At 65.0% G+C, this 18,475-nt stretch carries 14 protein-coding genes and 1 tRNA gene; 2 read left to right on the top strand and 13 right to left on the bottom strand.

The features are described 5' to 3' along the window. Positions 1-31 precede the first annotated feature (31 nt). From ACFQX9_RS23920 to ACFQX9_RS23910, 3 genes are all read right to left on the bottom strand, one after another. Entirely contained in the window at positions 32-1,654 is a 1,623-nt protein-coding gene (locus ACFQX9_RS23920; protein ID WP_247395663.1) for an amino acid ABC transporter permease/ATP-binding protein, read from the bottom strand. Next, the gene (locus tag ACFQX9_RS23915) at positions 1,654-2,571 is read right to left on the bottom strand and encodes an ABC transporter substrate-binding protein (RefSeq protein WP_377790828.1); all 918 of its coding nucleotides are present in this window, start codon (positions 2,569-2,571) and stop codon (positions 1,654-1,656) included. The genes ACFQX9_RS23920 and ACFQX9_RS23915 overlap by 1 nt, the downstream gene beginning before the upstream one ends. Before the next feature lie 432 nt (positions 2,572-3,003). Then, positions 3,004-3,267 (bottom strand): hypothetical protein, encoded by a 264-nt coding sequence (locus ACFQX9_RS23910; RefSeq protein ID WP_018457806.1) that lies wholly within the window; start codon positions 3,265-3,267, stop codon positions 3,004-3,006. Positions 3,268-3,523: 256 nt separating this feature from the next. On the opposite strand from ACFQX9_RS23910, the gene ACFQX9_RS23905 reads away from it, so the two are divergent. After that, positions 3,524-3,736 (top strand): hypothetical protein, encoded by a 213-nt coding sequence (locus tag ACFQX9_RS23905; RefSeq protein ID WP_085349828.1) that lies wholly within the window; start codon positions 3,524-3,526, stop codon positions 3,734-3,736. Positions 3,737-3,823: 87 nt separating this feature from the next. Here ACFQX9_RS23905 and ACFQX9_RS23900 read toward each other — a convergent pair whose 3' ends face one another. The 9 genes from ACFQX9_RS23900 to ACFQX9_RS23860 form a co-directional block, all read right to left on the bottom strand. Further along, positions 3,824-3,970: a hypothetical protein gene (locus ACFQX9_RS23900; protein ID WP_377790826.1), complete on the bottom strand. Its 147-nt coding sequence runs from the start codon at positions 3,968-3,970 to the stop codon at positions 3,824-3,826. A gap of 189 nt (positions 3,971-4,159) precedes the next feature. Then, a tRNA-Cys gene (locus ACFQX9_RS23895) sits at positions 4,160-4,233 on the bottom strand. Positions 4,234-4,291: 58 nt separating this feature from the next. Beyond that, on the bottom strand, positions 4,292-5,044 hold the full coding sequence (locus ACFQX9_RS23890; RefSeq protein WP_377790824.1) for an ABC transporter ATP-binding protein: 753 nt from the start codon (positions 5,042-5,044) through the stop codon (positions 4,292-4,294). Positions 5,045-5,054: 10 nt separating this feature from the next. Next, on the bottom strand, positions 5,055-5,771 hold the full coding sequence (locus tag ACFQX9_RS23885; RefSeq protein ID WP_377790822.1) for an ABC transporter permease: 717 nt from the start codon (positions 5,769-5,771) through the stop codon (positions 5,055-5,057). A 197-nt stretch (positions 5,772-5,968) separates the two neighbouring features. After that, positions 5,969-6,703 (bottom strand): tRNA-uridine aminocarboxypropyltransferase, encoded by a 735-nt coding sequence (locus tag ACFQX9_RS23880; protein WP_204511172.1) that lies wholly within the window; start codon positions 6,701-6,703, stop codon positions 5,969-5,971. Positions 6,704-6,744: 41 nt separating this feature from the next. Then, the gene (locus tag ACFQX9_RS23875; RefSeq protein WP_377790819.1) at positions 6,745-9,849 is read right to left on the bottom strand and encodes an efflux RND transporter permease subunit; all 3,105 of its coding nucleotides are present in this window, start codon (positions 9,847-9,849) and stop codon (positions 6,745-6,747) included. Beyond that, a complete protein-coding gene (locus tag ACFQX9_RS23870) occupies positions 9,849-12,998 on the bottom strand; it encodes an efflux RND transporter permease subunit (protein ID WP_377790817.1) in 3,150 nt (1,049 codons plus the stop codon). Before ACFQX9_RS23870 ends, ACFQX9_RS23875 begins: the two co-directional genes overlap by 1 nt. Positions 12,999-13,034: 36 nt before the next feature. Then, positions 13,035-14,444 carry an efflux RND transporter periplasmic adaptor subunit gene (locus ACFQX9_RS23865; RefSeq protein ID WP_377790816.1) on the bottom strand — a complete coding sequence of 470 codons (1,410 nt, stop codon included), beginning with the start codon at positions 14,442-14,444 and terminating at the stop codon, positions 13,035-13,037. Continuing rightward, positions 14,434-15,918, bottom strand: a complete 1,485-nt coding sequence (locus ACFQX9_RS23860) for an efflux transporter outer membrane subunit (protein WP_377790814.1) — start codon at positions 15,916-15,918, stop codon at positions 14,434-14,436. Before ACFQX9_RS23860 ends, ACFQX9_RS23865 begins: the two co-directional genes overlap by 11 nt. A gap of 727 nt (positions 15,919-16,645) precedes the next feature. On the opposite strand from ACFQX9_RS23860, the gene ACFQX9_RS23855 reads away from it, so the two are divergent. Further along, complete coding sequence (locus ACFQX9_RS23855; RefSeq protein ID WP_085349833.1) at positions 16,646-17,680, top strand: cysteine synthase A; 1,035 nt, start codon at positions 16,646-16,648, stop codon at positions 17,678-17,680. A gap of 21 nt (positions 17,681-17,701) precedes the next feature. Here ACFQX9_RS23855 and ACFQX9_RS23850 read toward each other — a convergent pair whose 3' ends face one another. Next, complete coding sequence (locus ACFQX9_RS23850; protein WP_018457795.1) at positions 17,702-18,235, bottom strand: DUF805 domain-containing protein; 534 nt, start codon at positions 18,233-18,235, stop codon at positions 17,702-17,704. Positions 18,236-18,475: the final 240 nt, after the last annotated feature.

Here is an 18,475-nt window from a genome sequence, read left to right as displayed (position 1 = left end):
AACGCGGTCTTGAACGGTGTGGGTGCGGCTCTCATCGCACCACCTCCGGAGTCTTGTCGGCTTCCATCACGCTGAGGAAACGCGCGGTCAGCGGATTGCGCGGGTTGGAGAGCACCTCGTGAGCCGGCCCCTCCTCGATGATCGTGCCGCCGCTCAGGAACGCGACGCGGTCGGCGACCTCGTCCGCGAAGCGGATCTGGTGCGTCGAGATGATCATGGTGAGGCCGTCATCGACGGCGAGACGCCGGATCACTTCCAGCACCTCGCTCACGAGCTCGGGATCCAGCGCCGAGGTCGGCTCGTCCAAGAGTAGCACGCTGGGGTTCGGTGCGAGCGCTCGGGCGATCGCGACGCGCTGCTGCTGGCCGCCGGAGAGATGCCGCGGCAGCGCGTCGGCTCGGTGCGACAGCCCGACCCGGTCGAGCAGCTCGGCGGCGCGGCGATCGGCATCGATGCGGGTCATGCCGTGCACCCAGCGCAAGGGCCCGGCGATGTTCTCCTTGGCCGAGAGATGGGCGAACAAATTGAATTGCTGGAACACCATGCCGACGCCCACGCTTGCCCGCTCATTGGCGATCGCGCGGGGCGGCAGCAGCTTGCCGTCGTCGCCAAAACCGAGGCGGCGGCCGCCGACACGCACCGTGCCTCCGTCCCAGCTTTCGAGATGATTGATGCAGCGGAGCAGCGTGCTCTTGCCGGAGCCGCTGGGCCCGAGCAGCGCGACGACCTCGCCGACGCGCACCGTAAGATCGAGGCCGCCAAGCACCTTTTGCGCGCCGTAGCTCTTGGTGAGGTCCTTGGTCTCGACCGCGATGTTGTTGCGTGAAATCGTCGCCGCGCGCCGGGTGCGTTCCTCGCGGGTCAAGGCCGGCGGCGGCGTGTCGGTGAGATCAGCCTGTCCAGGCACTTGGACGTCGACGGTCGCTGCGGCAAGTTCGAGCTTGGTGGCGAGATCGACGCGGCGCCAGGGTAGATAATCGGCGAGCTTGCGCTGGCGACCTTTGGTGCGATCGAGATCGAGCAACCATTCGACGAAAAGCTGGATGATGCTGATGGCAAAGGTCAGCACCAGGTACAGCAGGCCCGAGGCGAAGAAGATCGAGAAGAAGTCAAAGGTCGAGGACGCAAGCTGGGTCGAGCGCAGGGTCAGCTCCTGGACCGCGACCACGGAGGCGAGCGACGAATTCTTCAGCGCACTCACGGCCTCGTTCCCGAAGGCCGGGATCATGGTCCGGATCGCCTGCGGCGCGATCACCCGCCACATCAGGATCCGCGGCGTCATGCCGAGCGCCTGGCCGGCCGTCACCTGCCCGCGATCGACGCCGAGCACGCCGGCGCGCAGCATCTCGGCGATGAACGGCGCCTCATTGCAGGCCAGCGCAAGGCCGGCGGCCAGCACCGCCGGCAGCTTGATGCCGATATGCGGCAACGCGTCGTAGGCGAACACCATTTGCAGGATCAGCGGCGTGCCGCGGAAGATCACGGTGTAGGCCCTGGCGATCGCCGCCAGCAGCCAGAAGCGGGAGAGCTGCATGCCGGCGAGGATCAATCCAAGGATCAATCCGCCGCCGAGCCCGAGGGCAGTCACCTCGAGGGTGAGCTCGATGCCCTCGAGCAGATACGGCATGCTCAGGTAATGGAGGAACAGCGACATCAATCGGCCGTCAGAATGTCAGGCTCCTTGAAGTTGTTCACATCGAGCCCATGCTTCTTCAGAAGCTCCATATGCGTGCCGGCCTTCTGCACCTCGATCAGGGCTGCGAGCACGGCGTCGCGGAATTTCGGCTTGTCCTTCGGAACGGCGATGCCGACGGAATACGGGATCGTCACCGCGGTCGCCTTCTCCAGCTTGTCCGGATAGGCCTTCACCGCGCTGTCGACGGTGTTGACGTCGTTGACATAGGTGTCGGCACGACCGGCAAGAATCGCCTGGATGCAGTTGGCGTTGTTGTCGTAGAGCTGGATGGTCGGCTCGGCCTTGCCGGCCTTCTTGCACTCGGGCATCAGCGCCTGGATCAGCGGCACCTCGACATAGCCGGTGTTTTCGGCGGCAGCCGCGCCGCACATCGACATGTTGATGCCGTTGATGCCCTTCGGATTGCCCTTGGCGACCAGCACGCCGTCGAACACTTTCGAATAGGTGATGAAGTCGGCGGCCTTGGCGCGCTCCTTGGTGGCGTAGATGTCGGAAATCACGATGTCGGCTTGTCCCGCGGCCAGCGTCGTCAGGAGCGCCGCGAACGTCACCGGCTTGTAGGTCAACTTGAAGCCGAGGCATTCGCCGATGGCTTCGCCGAGATCGATGTCGAAGCCGATATACTTGCTCGGATCCTTCGGATCGATGGTCTCATAGCCCGGCGTGTGCGGGTTGATGGCGTTGACGAGGGTCTTGCCCTTCCAGTCCGGATACTTGTCCTGGAGCGCGGCGCAGGCCGCAGGCGCCGCAGCCTGCGCGCTCAGGGGCGCGGCTGCCAGCGCGCCGAAAGTGACCGCGGCGCCGAGCGCGGCCTTGTGCCAAGACAGCGATGCACGTGCGTTCCCCCGCGCCTGGGGCAATACGGGTCTCTCCATCTCCAGCTCCTTCGAATTGTCATGGCAATGGCCATGTTCCAGATCGCGGAAGCGAGCCTAGGAGGAGAGCGGACCGGAAAGCTTGTCCGCGGGCGTACAAAAAATTGGATGGAGGGAGCCCGCCATTTGGGCAGGCAGCTGCTCAAAAACTGTTCGTGAATGCGGGACGCTGTAACGCGCAATTCCGAATTCGGGGAAACCACATGATCTTGCGTGACGCCGCGATCTGCACGATCAGCGAATCATGCGGTGAGGTCATTTGACAGAGATATGACAATCAAAGGACGCATCTGCGGCCGACATCCGAAGCACATCCCCCGCCGTCCCCAGCCTGTCCGCAGCATACCCACAGGTGTATCCACAGGACGACTATGCCGGATTCGCCTTTCCGCGCGAGCCACTTGCTGCGCACAAACCCACAGGGCCGGTATGTCAGCCGCCGGCCTGATCGAACACGATGCGGCAAGCCTCACTCAAGCTTGGCCTGTTACGGCGCAGGCAGGCCGTGATGGCGCGGACGTTGGGGATTTCGCCGGCGCAGAGCCGGTAGACGTCGGGGGTACAGGCCCGGCGCTGCTCGGGTGTTCCCTGCTGCGCATGGGCGGCGGAGGCAAACAGCGTCAGGAACAGCCCGACCGTCGAGGCCCGGCGCGCCCGGCTTTTCACGCCCGCAAATCGCAAGAACCGCGCCTTCATGACCAGTCTCCCGTCTGCTTTGCCCGACCGGCCTGTATTGGCCGGTGTGCAAAGGGGTAGGAGAAATAAACAGCGAAAGATGTGACATCCTTCACACTGCGGGCACCCCGGCAGGAACCTAAGTTTCCCAACGCGATTTCATCAATCGCTAACCAATCGGGACCCGATTGGCGGATCGTTAAAATGCGATCGATCGGCTCAACCGGGAAACAAACCGGCTTTGCGATATTGCGCCATCCGCGGTCCGGAGGGTGTGATGAGCGAAGCCGAATTCAACTTGCTGCTGGATGCCGTCCAGGACGCCATGGTCCATGAAGATCTGGCGTTCGTGCCGGGGGAGGATTTCGTGCCGCGCTCGTGGACGTATTACGCGAAGCCCAACGCCTCCGCGAAGCCCAAGGCCGCCAATGACAATGAGGGCGCCTGGCCCTTGGTGCCTTTCCCGGACGGCTGGTACGCGGCCTGCTGAAGCCAATTTCACCGTGAGCCGACGCGCCCGCGCTCCGCGGGCGTTTTGCTATGGCAGCTACGCGGTGAAAATCCCGCGTGATCGCGATCAGGTCGTGACCCGCTCTCCGCCGTCCTGCGGCGCCTGGTCGGGTGCGGCCGGCGGAAAGATGCTGTCATAGATCGCACGGGCCTCGCGGATGAGGCGGGCCCGCTCCAGCTCGGATTTCGGGACAAATCGGACGGTTTCGCTCACGTGCTCTCCAGCGCTCGATCGTTGGGATGCAATCACTTCGCAGATGCGAAGACTATGCCAGCGGGCTGAATGGCGGGTTTCCGCCGGACCCCGGGCAAACCCGGTGTGCGCGGCCAGCACGCATCGCCCGCGCGGGCCGATGGCAGCCGCGATACGATCGAATATTGCTGAAATATCAGGAGGTTGTGATGGAGGCCACGTCGGGACTCGAACCCGAGTAAACGGTTTTGCAGACCGGCGCGTAACCACTCCGCCACGTGGCCCCAACGAGGGCGGAGCAATATAGGGGATCACAGGTTTAGGCAACCCCGACCGGACCAGCTACGCCTTCGCGCCGCCGAGATATTGGCCGAGAATTTCATCGGTCGCGCCGGCCGCCACGATGCGCCCCTCCTCCAGCAGGATCGCGCGGTTGCAGGTGCTCTTGATCAACTCGATGTCGTGCGAGGCGAGCACCAGAATGCCGGCGCGTACAACGATCTCGTCGAGCCGCTGCCGCGCCTTCTTGCGGAACTGCTGGTCGCCGACGCCGATCCATTCGTCGAGCAGCACGATCTCGCCCTCGACGGCGGTTGCGACTGCAAAGATCAGGCGCAGCATCATGCCGCTGGAATAGGTGCGCAGCGGCAGGTCGAGCCGGTCGCCCAGTTCGGTGAATGCGGCGATCTCCCCCCGCTTGGCGTCGATCTCGGAGCGCCGTGCGCCGATCACGAGGCCACGCCGCATGATGTTCTCGTAGCCGGTCGCTTCCTCGTCGAATCCGGCCGAGAGATCGAACAGCGGCAGACAGCGGCCCAGCACGTCCACGCTGCCCGACGTCGGATGGTAGATGCCGGCGAGCACCCGCAGCAGCGTGGTCTTGCCGGCGCCATTGGCGCCGATGATGGCGACGCGATCGCCGGCACGGATGTCGAGGTTGACGTCACTCAACGCGGAGACGATGTGCGGGGTCGCCGTGGTCCGCCGCAGTGTCATCGCGTTGACGAACCGGCTGCGCAGCGAGCGGTCGCGGAACGACAGCACCGGAAACCTCACCGAGACGTTGCGAAGCGCGATATGAGCTGCGGGGATCATATCTCGTGCCTCACAGCCAATACGCCACACGATGGCGGTATTTCGCGTAGCAGCCGAGGCCGATGACGGCCACGACGGTCGCATAGATGACCCCGAGGAGCCATTGCTCCGCATCGGTCGACTGCGACAGTAGCGGCCTGCGCACCAGATCGAGCAGCGTCGCGAACGGATTGGCGCGGATCAGCCAATAAAACGCGGTGCCGCGCGCGCTGTCTTCGGTCCAGATGATCGGCGTCAGGAAGAAGACGAATTGCAGGCCGCTGACGATCGCCGAGCCGATGTCACGAAACCGCGCGCAGAGGATACCGAGCGCGACCGAGCCACCCAGCAGCACAGTGAGCAGGATCGCGAAGCCCGGTACCGCGAGCAGCATGCTCCCATGCAGCGGCCACGGCATCAGGAGATAGAGCAGGACGACGATCACCAGATGATGCGCGAAGATGAGGACGTTGCGCGCCATCATCTGGAGCACGTGCACGATCAGCGGCGCCGGCACCGCCTTGATCAAATGGCCTGATGCCACGAAGATGTGGGAACCTTCCTGGAGCGTCGTCGCGATCAGCGTCCAGACGATCAGGCCGACGGCAAAGTGCGGCAGAAAGCTCGTGATGTCCTGTCTGAACAGTGCCGCATAGACCGTGCCGACGCTGGCAATGGTCGCCGCGAGCGTCAGTGTGATCCAGAGCGGGCCGATGACGGTACGCCGATAGCGCAGCGAAACGTCCATCAGGGCAAGCGTGCCCCAACGATCGAACCGCGCCGCCTGGGCAAGGATCTCCTTGGCTGCAAGCTGAATGCGACGGCCCCTTCGTTTCCGGCGTTCCGATCGTGCGAGAGGATAGCAGATAGCGGCCTATTGGCCGACGGTCTCTATCCGCCCGCCTCTCGCGGGACAATCGGCCGTACGGATGATCCGGACCGGAGTCAGGCTCGCTTGACCCGCCGGACACCGCGCCGGCGGTCCTTCACCGGCGGCTTTGGCGCCAATTCGGGCATCTCGGTCTGGACCTCGCGGTAGCGGGTTAACATCCGTTCAAAGCTGGCATTCAGCGTCTCGGCGATGTCCGGGCGCTTCTCCAGAGCGGAGAGGATCGTCGCCGCAGCCTCGATGGTCGACAGTCCGTCCTTCCGAGGCTCCTTGCGCAGGCGCCCGTACCGCGATGGGGTGGTCGGGTTCAGGATGACGCGCTGGCATTTCAGCATCCAGGGGTTGCGCCACCACAGGGCCTTGGCCTGGCTCCAGGTGCCGTCGAGCAGCACCACACCTTCGAGCTTGGCGAGGCGCGCGCGCTGGTTGTCCGCGACCTCGCTCTTGCGATTGAGAGCCAGGATTTCGCCCTCGGCCTCGAGATCGGTGGCGTGCGCCGAGCCGAGATAGAGCACGGCCCAGTGCGAGGCGTTCTCGATGGGTTGCCCCAGCGCTTTCGACAGGCTCGGCCAGGACAGGCCGACCCGCAGCGTGGCACCGGCGAAATGCTTCGCAAGCAGCCGCGCAGTGCCGAGCGCCCTGTCCTGCTCCTGCGGATGCTGAAGGATCAGGAGCGAGAGCCGGTTCTTGATGGGCGTGACGCTGTCGCAGATGCACAACGGCATCGGCTTCTGGCAGTGCGGGCATTCGGGGATCGGATCGGCCGGCGCGGCGGCGGTGGGGTTCGACATAGTCGCCGCTATACGCTCTGCACGGCGGTTCAACAACCCGCCTATTCCGCCGGCGCGGCCAGCGGGCGCGGTTCGGAGCGGCGGCGCAGGCGGTCGACCAGCAGGTAGATCACGGGCGTGGTGTAGAGCGTCAGGATCTGCGAGACGAACAGCCCGCCGATGATGGTGATGCCGAGCGGACGGCGGAGTTCCGTGCCGGGCCCGGTCGCGACCACCAGCGGAATGCCGGCGAACAGCGCCGCCATCGTCGTCATTAGGATCGGCCGGAAGCGCGCCTGGCAGGCCTCGAAGATCGCCTCCGCCGACGACAGGCCGCGCTGGCGCTCGGCATCGAGCGCGAAATCAACCATCATGATGCCATTCTTCTTGACGATGCCGATCAACAGGATGATGCCAACGAAGGCGATCACGGTCAGTGGCGTGTTGGTGAGCTGCAAGGCCAGCAGCGCGCCAAGTCCCGCCGAGGGTAGCGTCGAGATGATCGTGAGCGGATGGGCGAGGCTCTCATAGAGCACGCCGAGCACGATATACATCGCCACCAGCGCGCCGAGGATCAGGAGCGGCTGGCGGCCGCTGGTCTTGGCGAAATCGCCAGCATTGCCATCAAAACTGCCGCGAATGCCCTCCGGCATATGCAGCTCCTCGACCGCGCGCTGGATGTTCTGCGTTGCGGCCTGGATCTGCACGTCCGGCAACAGGTTGAACGACACCGTGGTCGATGGGAACGACTGCGAATGATAGACCGCGAGCGCGGCGAGCCCGCGCGTCGCATGCACCACGGCCGACAGCGGCACCTGCGCGTCACCCGCGCCGGCGACATAGATGCGATCGAGGTTGGACGGGTCGACCTGGAATTTCGGGTCGATCTCCAGAACGGTCATGTACTGGTTGCGCTGGGTGTAGATGATCCCGATCTGCCGCTGCGAGAACGCGTTGTTGAGCGCGTTGTCGATATCCTGGACGCGAACGCCGAGCGCCGAGGCCTTCTGGCGGTCGATCGACAAGGTCAATTGAAGCCCGCCGGGATCGCGGTCGCTGGAGATGTCGGTGATGCCTTCGACGCTCTCCATGCGCTTGGCCACGATCGGCGCCCACTTTTGCAACAGGCCGAGGTCGGTGCTGGTCAGCGTGTACTGGTAGTCGGAATCGCTCTGCCGTCCGCCGGCGCGCACGTCCTGGGCGGCGAACATGAACAGGCGGATGCCGGGCACCGGGTATAACGCCCGCCTGAGACGGTCGATCACCACCTGGGTCGAGACGTGGTCGCGCTCCTCCGGCGGCTTCAGGCTGATGAACATGGTGCCGCGATTGGAGGTCGCGCCGCCCGGTCCGCCGCCGCTGCCGACGGTGGAGCCGATGCCGGCCACTGCCGGATCCTGCATCACGATGTCGGCGAGCCGCTGCTGCAGGCTCAGCATCGACTGGAACGAGATGTCGGCCGAGGCGCGCGTCGCCCCGATGACGAAGCCGGAATCGTCGGTCGGGAAATAGCCCTTGGGGATCTTGATGTAGAGCGTAATTGTTAGGCCGATGGTGGCGAAGAACACCAGCAGCGTCAGCAGCGGATATTCCAGCACGGTGCGCAAGGTGCGGGTGTAGAACGCGACGATGCGCGACAGCGAGCCCTCGATGATCCGGTCGAACAGGGTCGCCGTGCCGGACGTGGTCTGGCGGATGTAATGGGCGCAGATCATCGGCGTCACCGTCAGCGACACCAGGGTCGAGACCAGGATGGCGAAGGTCAATGTCAGGGAGAACTCGCGCAGCAGCCGGCCGACGACGCCATCCATGAAGATCAGCGGCGTGAAGGCCGCGATCAGCGACAGGCTGATCGACACGACGGTGAAGCCGATCTGCCGGGCGCCGTCCAATGCCGCCTGAAGCGGCCGCATGCCGTGCTCGAGATTGCGGTACATGTTCTCGATCATGACGATGGCGTCGTCGACCACGAAGCCGACGGAGATCGCCAGCGCCATCAGCGAAAGATTGTCGATCGAGAAGCCCGCGACCCACATGCCGGCGCAGGTTCCGGCCAGCGCCAGCGGCACCGAGATTCCGGCTGCGATCGTCGGCGTGAGCCGTCGCAGGAATACGAACACGACGACCATCACGAGAATGGCAGTCGCGAGCAAGGTCCACTGCATGTCGAGCACGCTGGCGCGGATCGTACTGGTGCGGTCGACCAAGGTGGAGATATCGACCCCGGCCGGGATCCACTGCTTCAGCGCGGGGATCAGCGCCTTCACCCGGTCGACGGTATCGATGACGTTGGCATCGCCCTGCTTGGTGATCTGGATCAGCACAGCCGGCTGCTTGTTGAACCAGGCGATGGAACGGGCGTTACGGACGGAGTCCTCGATGTCGGCAACATCGGAGAGCCGGACGAAATTGCCCGTCGCGCTCTTGATGACGATGTCGCGGAACTCTTTCGCCGTCCGCATCTGCTTGTTGAGCGACAGCGTCTCGCTCTGGCGCTCGCCGTTGAAGATGCCGACCGGACCGAGCGGGTTGGCGTTGATAATCGCAGTTCGCACGTCGTCGGTGGCGATGCCGGCATTGGACAGCGCGACGGGATTGAGCTGAATCCTGACCGCCGGCTGGTCGGCACCCGAGATCGTCACATTGCCCACCCCCGGCACCTGCGAGATGCGCTGCGCCAGCACGGTGTCGGCGACGTCGTAGACCGCGCTGGCGGACAGCGTCTTCGAGGTCAGCGCCAGCACGAAGACCGGCGCGCCTGCGGTGTTCGCTTTGCGGAAGCGCGGCAGCGTCGGCAAATCGCTCGGCAGGTCGACCAGCGACGCATTGATTGCCGCCTGCACGTCGCGGGCGGCTTTGTCGACGTTGCGGCCGATGTCGAACTGGAGCTGGATGCTGGTCGTGCCGAGTGACGAAGTCGAGGTGATCTGGTTGATGCCCGCGATCTCGCCGAGCCGCCGCTCCAGCGGCGAGGCAACCGTCGCGGCCATGACGGACGGGTCGGCGCCAGGACGGCTGGCCGAGACGAAGATGGCGGGGAAATCGATGTTCGGAACCGAGGCAACGGGGAGGAACTCGTAAGCCACGATACCCAGCAGGAACAACCCGATCGACAGCAGCGTGGTCGCGACCGGGCGGCGGATGAAGGGCTCCGAGATCGATGCCATCACTGCATCCCCTCGGTCGCGCCCGCGACGGGCGGACCGCCGGATTCGGCCGGCGGCAGCGCCTGCTCGAGGCGGCGGTTGATGCGGTCGAGGGCGAGATAGATCACCGGGGTGGTGTAGAGTGTGAGCAATTGGCTGAGCAGCAGGCCGCCGATGATGGAGATGCCGAGTGGGAAGCGCAGCTCGGCGCCGGTGCCGCTCTCGATCGCCAGCGGCAGCGCCCCGAACAGGGCGGCCAGCGTCGTCATCATGATCGGACGGAAGCGCAGCAGACAAGCCTGTACGATCGCCTCGTTCGGCGACATCCCCTGCCTGCGCTCGGCCTCGAGCGCGAAGTCGATCATCATGATCGCGTTCTTCTTGACGATGCCCATCAACAGGATGATGCCGATCAGCCCGATCACCGAGAGGTCCTGCCCGCACAGGATCAGCGCCAGAATCGCGCCTACGCCGGCCGACGGCAGGGTCGAGAGGATCGTGATCGGATGGATGTAGCTCTCGTAGAGCACGCCGAGCACGATATAGATCGTGATCACCGCGGCCAGCAGCAGCCAGGGTTGACCGGCGAGCGCCTTGGCGAATTCGGCGGCGTCGCCGGCATAGACGCCGACGATGCTGTTGGGCATCTCGATCCGGGTCTCGATGGTCTTCACGGACTCGACGGCATCGCCAAGCGCCGCGCCCGGCGCGAGGTTGAAGCTGAGCGAGATCGACGGGAATTGCGCCTGGTGCGAAATCGCGAGCGGCGCGGTGGTGCGCGTCAGCGTCGCCACGGCGGAGAGCGGCACCTGCGCGTTGGGCGCACCGGCCGTCGCGCTCGCCGCGCCCGGCAGATAAAGCTTCGACAGGATCGAGGGATCGCGCTGGTACATCGGCAGCGCTTCCAGCACCACGCGGTACTGGTTGGCCTGGCCGTAGATGGTCGAGATCTGGCGCTGCGCGAAGGCGTCGTTGAGCGTGTCGGTGATGCCCTGGAGGCTGACGCCGAGCTGGCCGGCGCGGGTGCGGTCGACCGTGAGCTGCGCCCGCAGACCGCCTTCCTGCGCTTCCGAGGAGACATCGCGGAACAGCGGATCGCGCCGCATTTCGGCAACCAGCTTGCGCGCCCATTCCGACACCAAAGCGGCGTCGGTGCCGGTCAGCGTGTACTGGTATTGCGAACGGCTCGACTGGGTCGAGATCTGCACGTCCTGCACCGGCTGGAAATAGACGGTCATGCCGGGGATGGCGGCCACCCGCTCCTTCAGGCGGGTGATGACGACGCTGACATCGTCGCGCCGCTCGCCGCGAGGTTTCAGCGTCATGACAAGACGGCCGACATTGGTGGTCGGATTGACCGAGCCTGCACCGATCACCGAGACCACGCCGGTCACATCGGGGTCGGCCTTGATGGCGTCGGCCGCCTCGGCCTGCCGCTTCTGCATCTCCGCAAACGAGACGTCGGGACCGGCTTCGGTCACCGCCGTGATCGAGGCGGTGTCCTGCAGCGGCAGGAAGCCCTTTGGCGCGACGACATAGAGCGCCAGGGTCGCGATCAGCGTGGCGAAAGTCACGACCAGTGTCGCGCGCTGGCGCTCCAGCACCCAGAGCAGCGTGCGGTGATAGAACCCGACGGTGCGGTCGATGAAGCGGCTGACCGCGGCAAGACCCGGCACTGCCAGCTCTTCATGGGCATGCTTCAGCAGGCGCGAGCACATCATCGGCGTCAGCGTCAGCGACACCACGGCGGAGGTCACGACCGCGATCGTCAGGGTCAGCGCGAATTCGCGGAACATGCGGCCCACAAGGCCCGACATGAACAACAGCGGGATGAACACCGCAATCAGCGATACCGTCAGCGAAATCACGGTGAAGCCGATCTCGCTGGCGCCCTTCAGCGAAGCCTCCATCGCGCTGTCGCCGTTTTCCATGTGGCGGACGATGTTCTCGATCATCACGATGGCGTCGTCCACGACGAAACCGGTGCCGATGGTGAGCGCCATCAGCGACAGATTGTCGAGGCTGAAGCCGGCAAAATACATGATGCCGAAGCTCGTGATCAGCGACAGCGGCAGCGCCACGCCGGCGATCAGCGTGGCGCGTAGCGAACGCAGGAACAGCAGCACCACCAGCGTCACCAGCACGACGCTGAGGATCAGCGTGAACTGCACGTCGCGCACCGAGGCACGGATGGTGACGGTGCGGTCGGAGACGATGGTGAGGTTCACGCCGGCCGGAATAGCGCGCTGGACCTTTGGGATTTCCGCCCGGATCTGGCTGACGACGTCGATCACATTGGCGCCGGGCTGACGCTGGATGTCGATGATGACGGCGGGCGAGCCCTGGTACCAGCCGCCGGTGCGGTCGTTCTCGAGCCCATCGACGATCTGGGCGACGTCGGCGATCGTGACCGGCGAGCCGTTGCGGTAGGCGATGATGACAGGCTTGTAGGCGTCGGCGGCGGCGATCTGGTCGTTGGCGGCGATGATGTAGGATTGCTGCGCGCCGTCGAGCGAGCCTTTCGGCCCGGAGACGTTGGCACTGGCGATCGCGGTGCGCAGGTCTTCCATGGCGATGCCATAGGCAGCTAGCCGCGCCAGATCAGCCTGGATGCGGACGGCCGGCTTCAAACCGCCCAGGACCGAGACGCGCCCGACGCCGGAAATCTGGCTCAGCCGCTGCGCCAGAAGCGTATCGGCGATGTCGCTCATCGCCCGCAACGAGATTGTGTCGGAGCGCAGCGCCAACGTCATCACCGGCGCATCGGCCGGGTTCACCTTGGCGTAGGTCGGCGGATAAGGCAGCGTCTTGGGCAGCACGCCGGCCGCCGCGTTGATCGCAGCCTGGACGTCCTGGGTGGCACCGTCGATGTCGCGGTTGAGATCGAACTGCAGCGAGATCTGGCTGACGCCGAACGAACTCGTCGAGTTCATCGCCGACAGCGACGGGATCTGGCCGAGCTGCCGCTCCAAGGGCGCGGTGATCAGCGAGGCGATCACGTCGGGGCTCGCGCCGGGCAATTGCGTCGTCACCTGCACGGTCGGGAAATCGACCTGCGGCAGCGCAGAGACCGGCAGCGCGAAATAACCGAGCAACCCGCCGATCAGAAGCGCAATGCCGAGCAACGAAGTCGCGATCGGACGGCGGATGAAGGGTTCGGAGACGCCCATGGGATGCGCCTGCCGCTCAGGCGGCTGTTGTCGGGATCATGGCTGCTTAGCTCCACTTTCCGATGCACCCGGACTTGACGGAGGCCCTGGTGCCGGTCCGGTCTGGCCCTTCTGGTCGCCCTCGCTGCTCTTGCGCTTGGCGCGGAACTCGTCGTCCTTGCCTTGTCCGTCCTTCTGGCCGTCTTTGGTGCCATCCTTCTTCTGCCCATCCGGCCCGCGCGAGCGCTTCCGCGGGGCGAGATCGGCCGACGGCGTCTGGTCGTCGCGGCCGATGACCACCTTGGAGCCATCGGACAGATTGGCAAAGCCCGTCGTGACGACCTTGTCGGTCGGCGACAGGCCGCTGGCGATCACGGCGTCATGCTCGTTCTGCTGCGTCACTGTCACCGGCTTGGCCGAGACGATGTTATCCTCGCCGATGACATAGCTGAAGGTGCCGATCGGTCCGCGCTGCACGGCAGAGGTCGGTACCACCAGCGCCTGCGTCAAGGTCTCGACCTTGAGGCGGACATTGACGAACTGGCCGGGCCAGAGCTGGTAATTGGCGTTGGGAAATTCGGCCTTGAGCCTGAGCGTTCCCGTGGTCTGGTCGACCTGGTTGTCGATGCCGGTGAGCTTGCCGGTGTCGATCACGGTGAGGCCGTCATTGCCGAACACGTCGACCGCGAGCGTGCCCTTCGATGCCGCGGCGTTGACGCGCATGATCTGCTGCTGCGGCAGGCTGAACCACACCGCCATCGGCTGCAATTGCGTGATCACCACGAGACCCGTGGTGTCCGAGGCATGGATGATGTTGCCTTGATCGACCTGGCGCAGGCCGGCGCGGCCCGAGATCGGCGCCACGATCTTGGTGTAGCTCAGCGTCGCCGCTGCATTGTCGATCGCGGCCTGGTCGGCCTTGACCAACGCCTCGGTCTGCGCGACCAGCGCGCGTTGGGTGTCGGCCTGCTGCTTGGATCCGGCATTGGAGGCAGCTAACTGCTCGTAGCGCGTAAGGTCGATACGCTGGTTGGCGAGCTGGGCCTGGTCCTGCGCCTTCTTGGCGACGGCCTGATCGTACGTCGCCTGGTAGAGCGCCGGGTCGATCTCGCCGACCACGTCGCCTTTCTTGACGTCCTGTCCCTCGGTGAAATTGACCGCGATCAGCTTGCCGTCGACCTGCGAGCGGACGGTCACGGTGTTGAGTGCGCGGATCGCGCCGACGCCGTCGAGGTAGACGGGAACGTCCTGGATGCGGGGCGTCGCCGCGAGCACCGGCACCGGCAGATCCGGCCGCTGATTGCGGCCGTTCGCCTGCTGCGGCTGCTGGTGCCAGATGGTCCAGCCGTAGTAGCCGAGCCCGCCGAGGATCGCCAGCGTGATCAGGGTCATGACGAAGCCGCGCCCGCGCGACTTCTTTGCCGTTCCCTCCTTCGCGCCTTGCTTCGTATCCGGCTTAAAGAGCATTGACCGGTTTCTCCATCCTCGGCTCCCAGCCGCCGCCGAGCGCCTGATACAGGCTGACGATAGCAAGAAGGCGGGCAAGTTGCGCCTGTGACAGCGCGTCTTCCGCCTGGAACAGGGTCAGTTGCGTATTGAGCACGGTGACGATATCGGCGGTACCGGCGCGCAATTGCTGCTCGGAGAGATCGAATGCGCGGCGGGAGGCGTTGAGGACGTCACGCTGCAATTGCAGCCTGATCGTGGTCTGCTTGATCGAGAACAGCGCGTTGTCGACGTCGGCAAAGGACTGGATGATGGTCTTGCGGTAGGTCTGGAGCAATTCGTCCTGCCGCGCCTTGGCAAACTCGAAATTGCCGAGGATCTTGCCGCCGTCGAAGATCGGCTGCGTCGCGCTGCCGACGAGCTGGAAGAATGCCGCATGCGGCTGGAACAGCGAGACCAGGGCCGAGCTCTGATAGCCGCCATTGCCGGTGAGCTGGATGGTCGGAAAGAATTGCGCGCGGGCATTGCCGACGTTCGCTGTCGCGGAGGCGAGCTGGGCCTCCTGCCGGCGAATGTCGGGCCGCTGCGTCAGGAGCTCCGACGGCAGTCCCGGCGTCACGCGCGGAATCGCGATCCGGTTCAGCGAGCCGCCGAGCACGCGCACGCTCTCCGGCGGCCGCGACACCAGGACTGCAAGCGCATTGACGTTCTGGTCGAGCGTCTGGCGCAGCGGCGGCACCAGTGCCTTCTGGTTTGCGAGCACGCTCTCCTGCTGGGCGACGTCGAGGTCGGTGCCGGTGCCGGCCCTGCGCCGTTCCCTGACGGCATCGAGGATGCGTTGCGCGCTCGCGATGTTGCGCTGTGAGGTCCTGATGCGATCCTGCGAGGCCAGCACCTGGAAATAGGCGTTAGCGACGCCTGCAAGCGTGGTCAGCGCAACGACGTCGCGATCGAAGCGGTTGGCATTTGCCGTCTCTTCCGCCGTTTGCAGGGCGTCGCGATTTTGGCCCCAGAAATCGAGCTGGTAGCTCGCGCTCAGCGAAGCCTGGTAGTTGACGACCTCACGGCCGCCATTGGTTAGCCCCGAGGCGGAGGAACCGGAGGTGCGCGAATAGGCCTCCTGCCCGGTGCCGGACAGGCTCGGCAGCAGCGCCGCACCCGCCTGCCGCGCCTGAGCGTCGGCCTCGACGATGCGCGAAACGGCGGCGGCGATGTCGAGGTTGACGGTGTGCGCCTCTTCCATCAGCTGTGTCAGCTCCGCGGAGCGGAAGCTGCGCCACCAATCCAGCGACGGCGGCGCATCGGCCTTCCCGGCAGATTTGTATCGCGTGGGAACGTCGAGCGCGGGATCAGGAAGATCCTGCGTCAGCACGCAGGCGCCCGAACCGGCGGCGAGGCAAGCGACCGCAAGCCAGCGCGCCGCACGTCGCGTCCGGGACGTCGCGCCTGGTGACCGCCGCACGGCGATCGCCGGAACACGTTGTGTCACATCCACCCCCCGCCGGGCAGATCGAACCGCCGCCGCGCGGCCGGATTAGCCGATTCGCAGCGCGGTCGTCGGGGGGCTTTGGACAACTCGTTCACAAGTGATGCTTTCAGCGAAATTGTGCGCCTCATACTAGCCGGACGCGGAACCGCGGGACAGTCCCGCAGTTGCGATGTGCCCCCCAAAGCGCGACGATCTTAGAGCTGAGAAAATACAAAAGGGTGCTGTCCTGCAGGTGTTTCTTGAATTTCAGGGCCGTTCCTGAGTGCGTTCGAGCTTACCAAGATTTCATGTGATACTGCCGCCACACCGACGCCACCCCCCTCCAATCCGCCTGCACCGCTCGCGATGCGGCTTCAGTCCGGCCGCGAAACCGGGCCTGGCCACTTTCGCGAGGTTGTCCATTATCGGAAAACGAATAAGCGTTCGTCGTGCCGATATCTTGACCGCCTCCCGCGTACTATCCGCACTCTTCGACGGCGACGGCTGACATCCAATGGAGGGTGCGCTGGCGACGACCCTTATCTTCCATGTTTTGGCAGAAGCCGGCCACATCCTCCTACCGATATCCCGCGGCGTAGCACAGCAGCAGCAGCGGCGATCTCTCCTTCCAAATTTTCACTGCTTACGGGGATTTTCGCGGGTTTCGCCGCAGCGCAAAAGCCTTCCCCTTTGGCATTTCAAGCACTAGGTTCTTGCCAACCTAATCAACCCCTTGCCAGTGATTTCCCCTGACATGACCATCAAAAACGACGTTGTCGAAGCCATCGGCAACACCCCGCTGATCAAGCTCAAGCGCGCTTCCGAACTGACCGGCTGCACCATCCTGGGCAAGGCCGAATTCATGAATCCCGGCCAGTCGGTGAAGGATCGCGCCGGCAAATGGATGATCCTCGAGGCCGAGAAGCGCGGCGAGCTCAAGCCCGGCGGTCTCGTCGTGGAATCGACCGCCGGCAATACCGGCATCGGCCTTGCGGTCGTGGCCAGCGCCCGCGGCTACCGCACGCTGATCGTGATCCCGGAAACGCAGAGCCAGGAGAAGAAGGATTTTCTGAAGCTGTGCGGCGCCGAGCTGCTGGAATCACCGGCACTGCCCTATTCCAATCCGAACAACTACCAGCATGTCGGCCGCCGCCTCGCCGACGAGTTGCGCAAGACGGAGCCGAACGGCGTGCTGTTCGCCGACCAGTGGAACAACCTCGACAATGCGAAGGCGCATTACGAGTCCACAGGTCCCGAGATCTGGGAGCAGACCGGCGGCAAGATCGACGGCTTCGTCTGCTCCGTCGGCAGCGGCGGCACGCTGGCCGGCACCAGCCGCTTCCTGAAAGAGAAGAGCAAGGACGTCAGGATCGCCTGCGCCGACCCGCACGGCGCCGGCATGTATGAATATTTCAGAACGGGCGATGCCAAGGCGACGCCGGGCGGCTCGATCACCGAGGGCATCGGCCTCAACCGGGCGACCGCAATCGTCGAGAGCGCAAAGGTCGATGACGCCTATCTCATTCCCGATGCGGAAGCAGTCACGGTGATCTACGAACTGCTCCAGCACGAAGGCCTGTGCCTCGGCGGCTCGACCGGCATCAACGTTGCCGGCGCGATGCGTCTCGCAAAACAGCTCGGGCCCGGCAAGACGATCGTCACCGTGCTTTGCGATTCCGGCAGCCGTTACCAGTCGAAGCTGTTCAATGCGGACTTCATGCGCGCCAAGAGCCTTCCTGTGCCTGAATGGCTGGAGAAGCGCAGCAACATCAAGCTGCCGTTCGTCTAGAACGTTCCGGAAGCCGGCCGTCTAGCTCCAGTTCGAGCGAGACGATCCCTGCGACACCCGCGCGAGGCGCTCGTTCGATAGCGAAGGCTTGTTCGCGCGTGTGCGCGGCGGGAGGGGAGCGCCGTAGGAGCCCTCGCTGTCGCCGCTCGGCCAGAACATGAGCGCGAGCATCAGCGCGAGGTTGACGAGCGCGCCGACCGCCGTTGCCTGGTGCTCCTCCCCGATCGCCCAGGCCGGAAACCGGCCCGCGACGACATGGTCGACGATCATGAGCGCGAACCAGGCAGGCACCACGCAGACCGGATCCCAGCCGATGTCGCGGATGCGCATCGATTGCAGCGTGAGGGTCGCAACTCCGAAGAACACGATCGCGGCGATCATCGCCCAGCTCTTGGTGAGGTCTTCGGGTCGGATCGCGCCGGGCGAGGTGTTGTTCAGCACGGCCATTGCGATTGCAAAGCAGATCGCCGTCATCACGATCGCAAGCGCGACCGTCGCGAGGAAGAAATGCAATCGCCCGAGCCGGGCGTTCAAGCCGAAGACGAAACCGAGCATTGGCGCACCCTTTTGGCGCCACATGCCCAGAGATAGCTTTCGGAGCCATGAACCGGCACGGTCGCGGAGCGCCGCATGGTTTCCGGAGGACTAAGGTGGCCGGCGCAATTCGAGGCTCGCCCCACCCGGCACGGTCAGGCGCCCTCGCCGCCTTCGGAGGCCACAGCACAGTAGTCGCGCCAGAACTGGCGATAGCCCGCTTCGACCTCGCGCGTGTAGATTTCGACATTGCCGGCGGGG

The sequence above is a fragment of the Bradyrhizobium sp. GCM10028915 genome (assembly GCF_042666195.1).
GTDB lineage: Bacteria > Pseudomonadota > Alphaproteobacteria > Rhizobiales > Xanthobacteraceae > Bradyrhizobium > Bradyrhizobium canariense_D.
The sequence above is the reverse complement of the archived record's forward strand: the minus strand, read 5'-3'. Positions and strand labels throughout refer to the sequence as shown.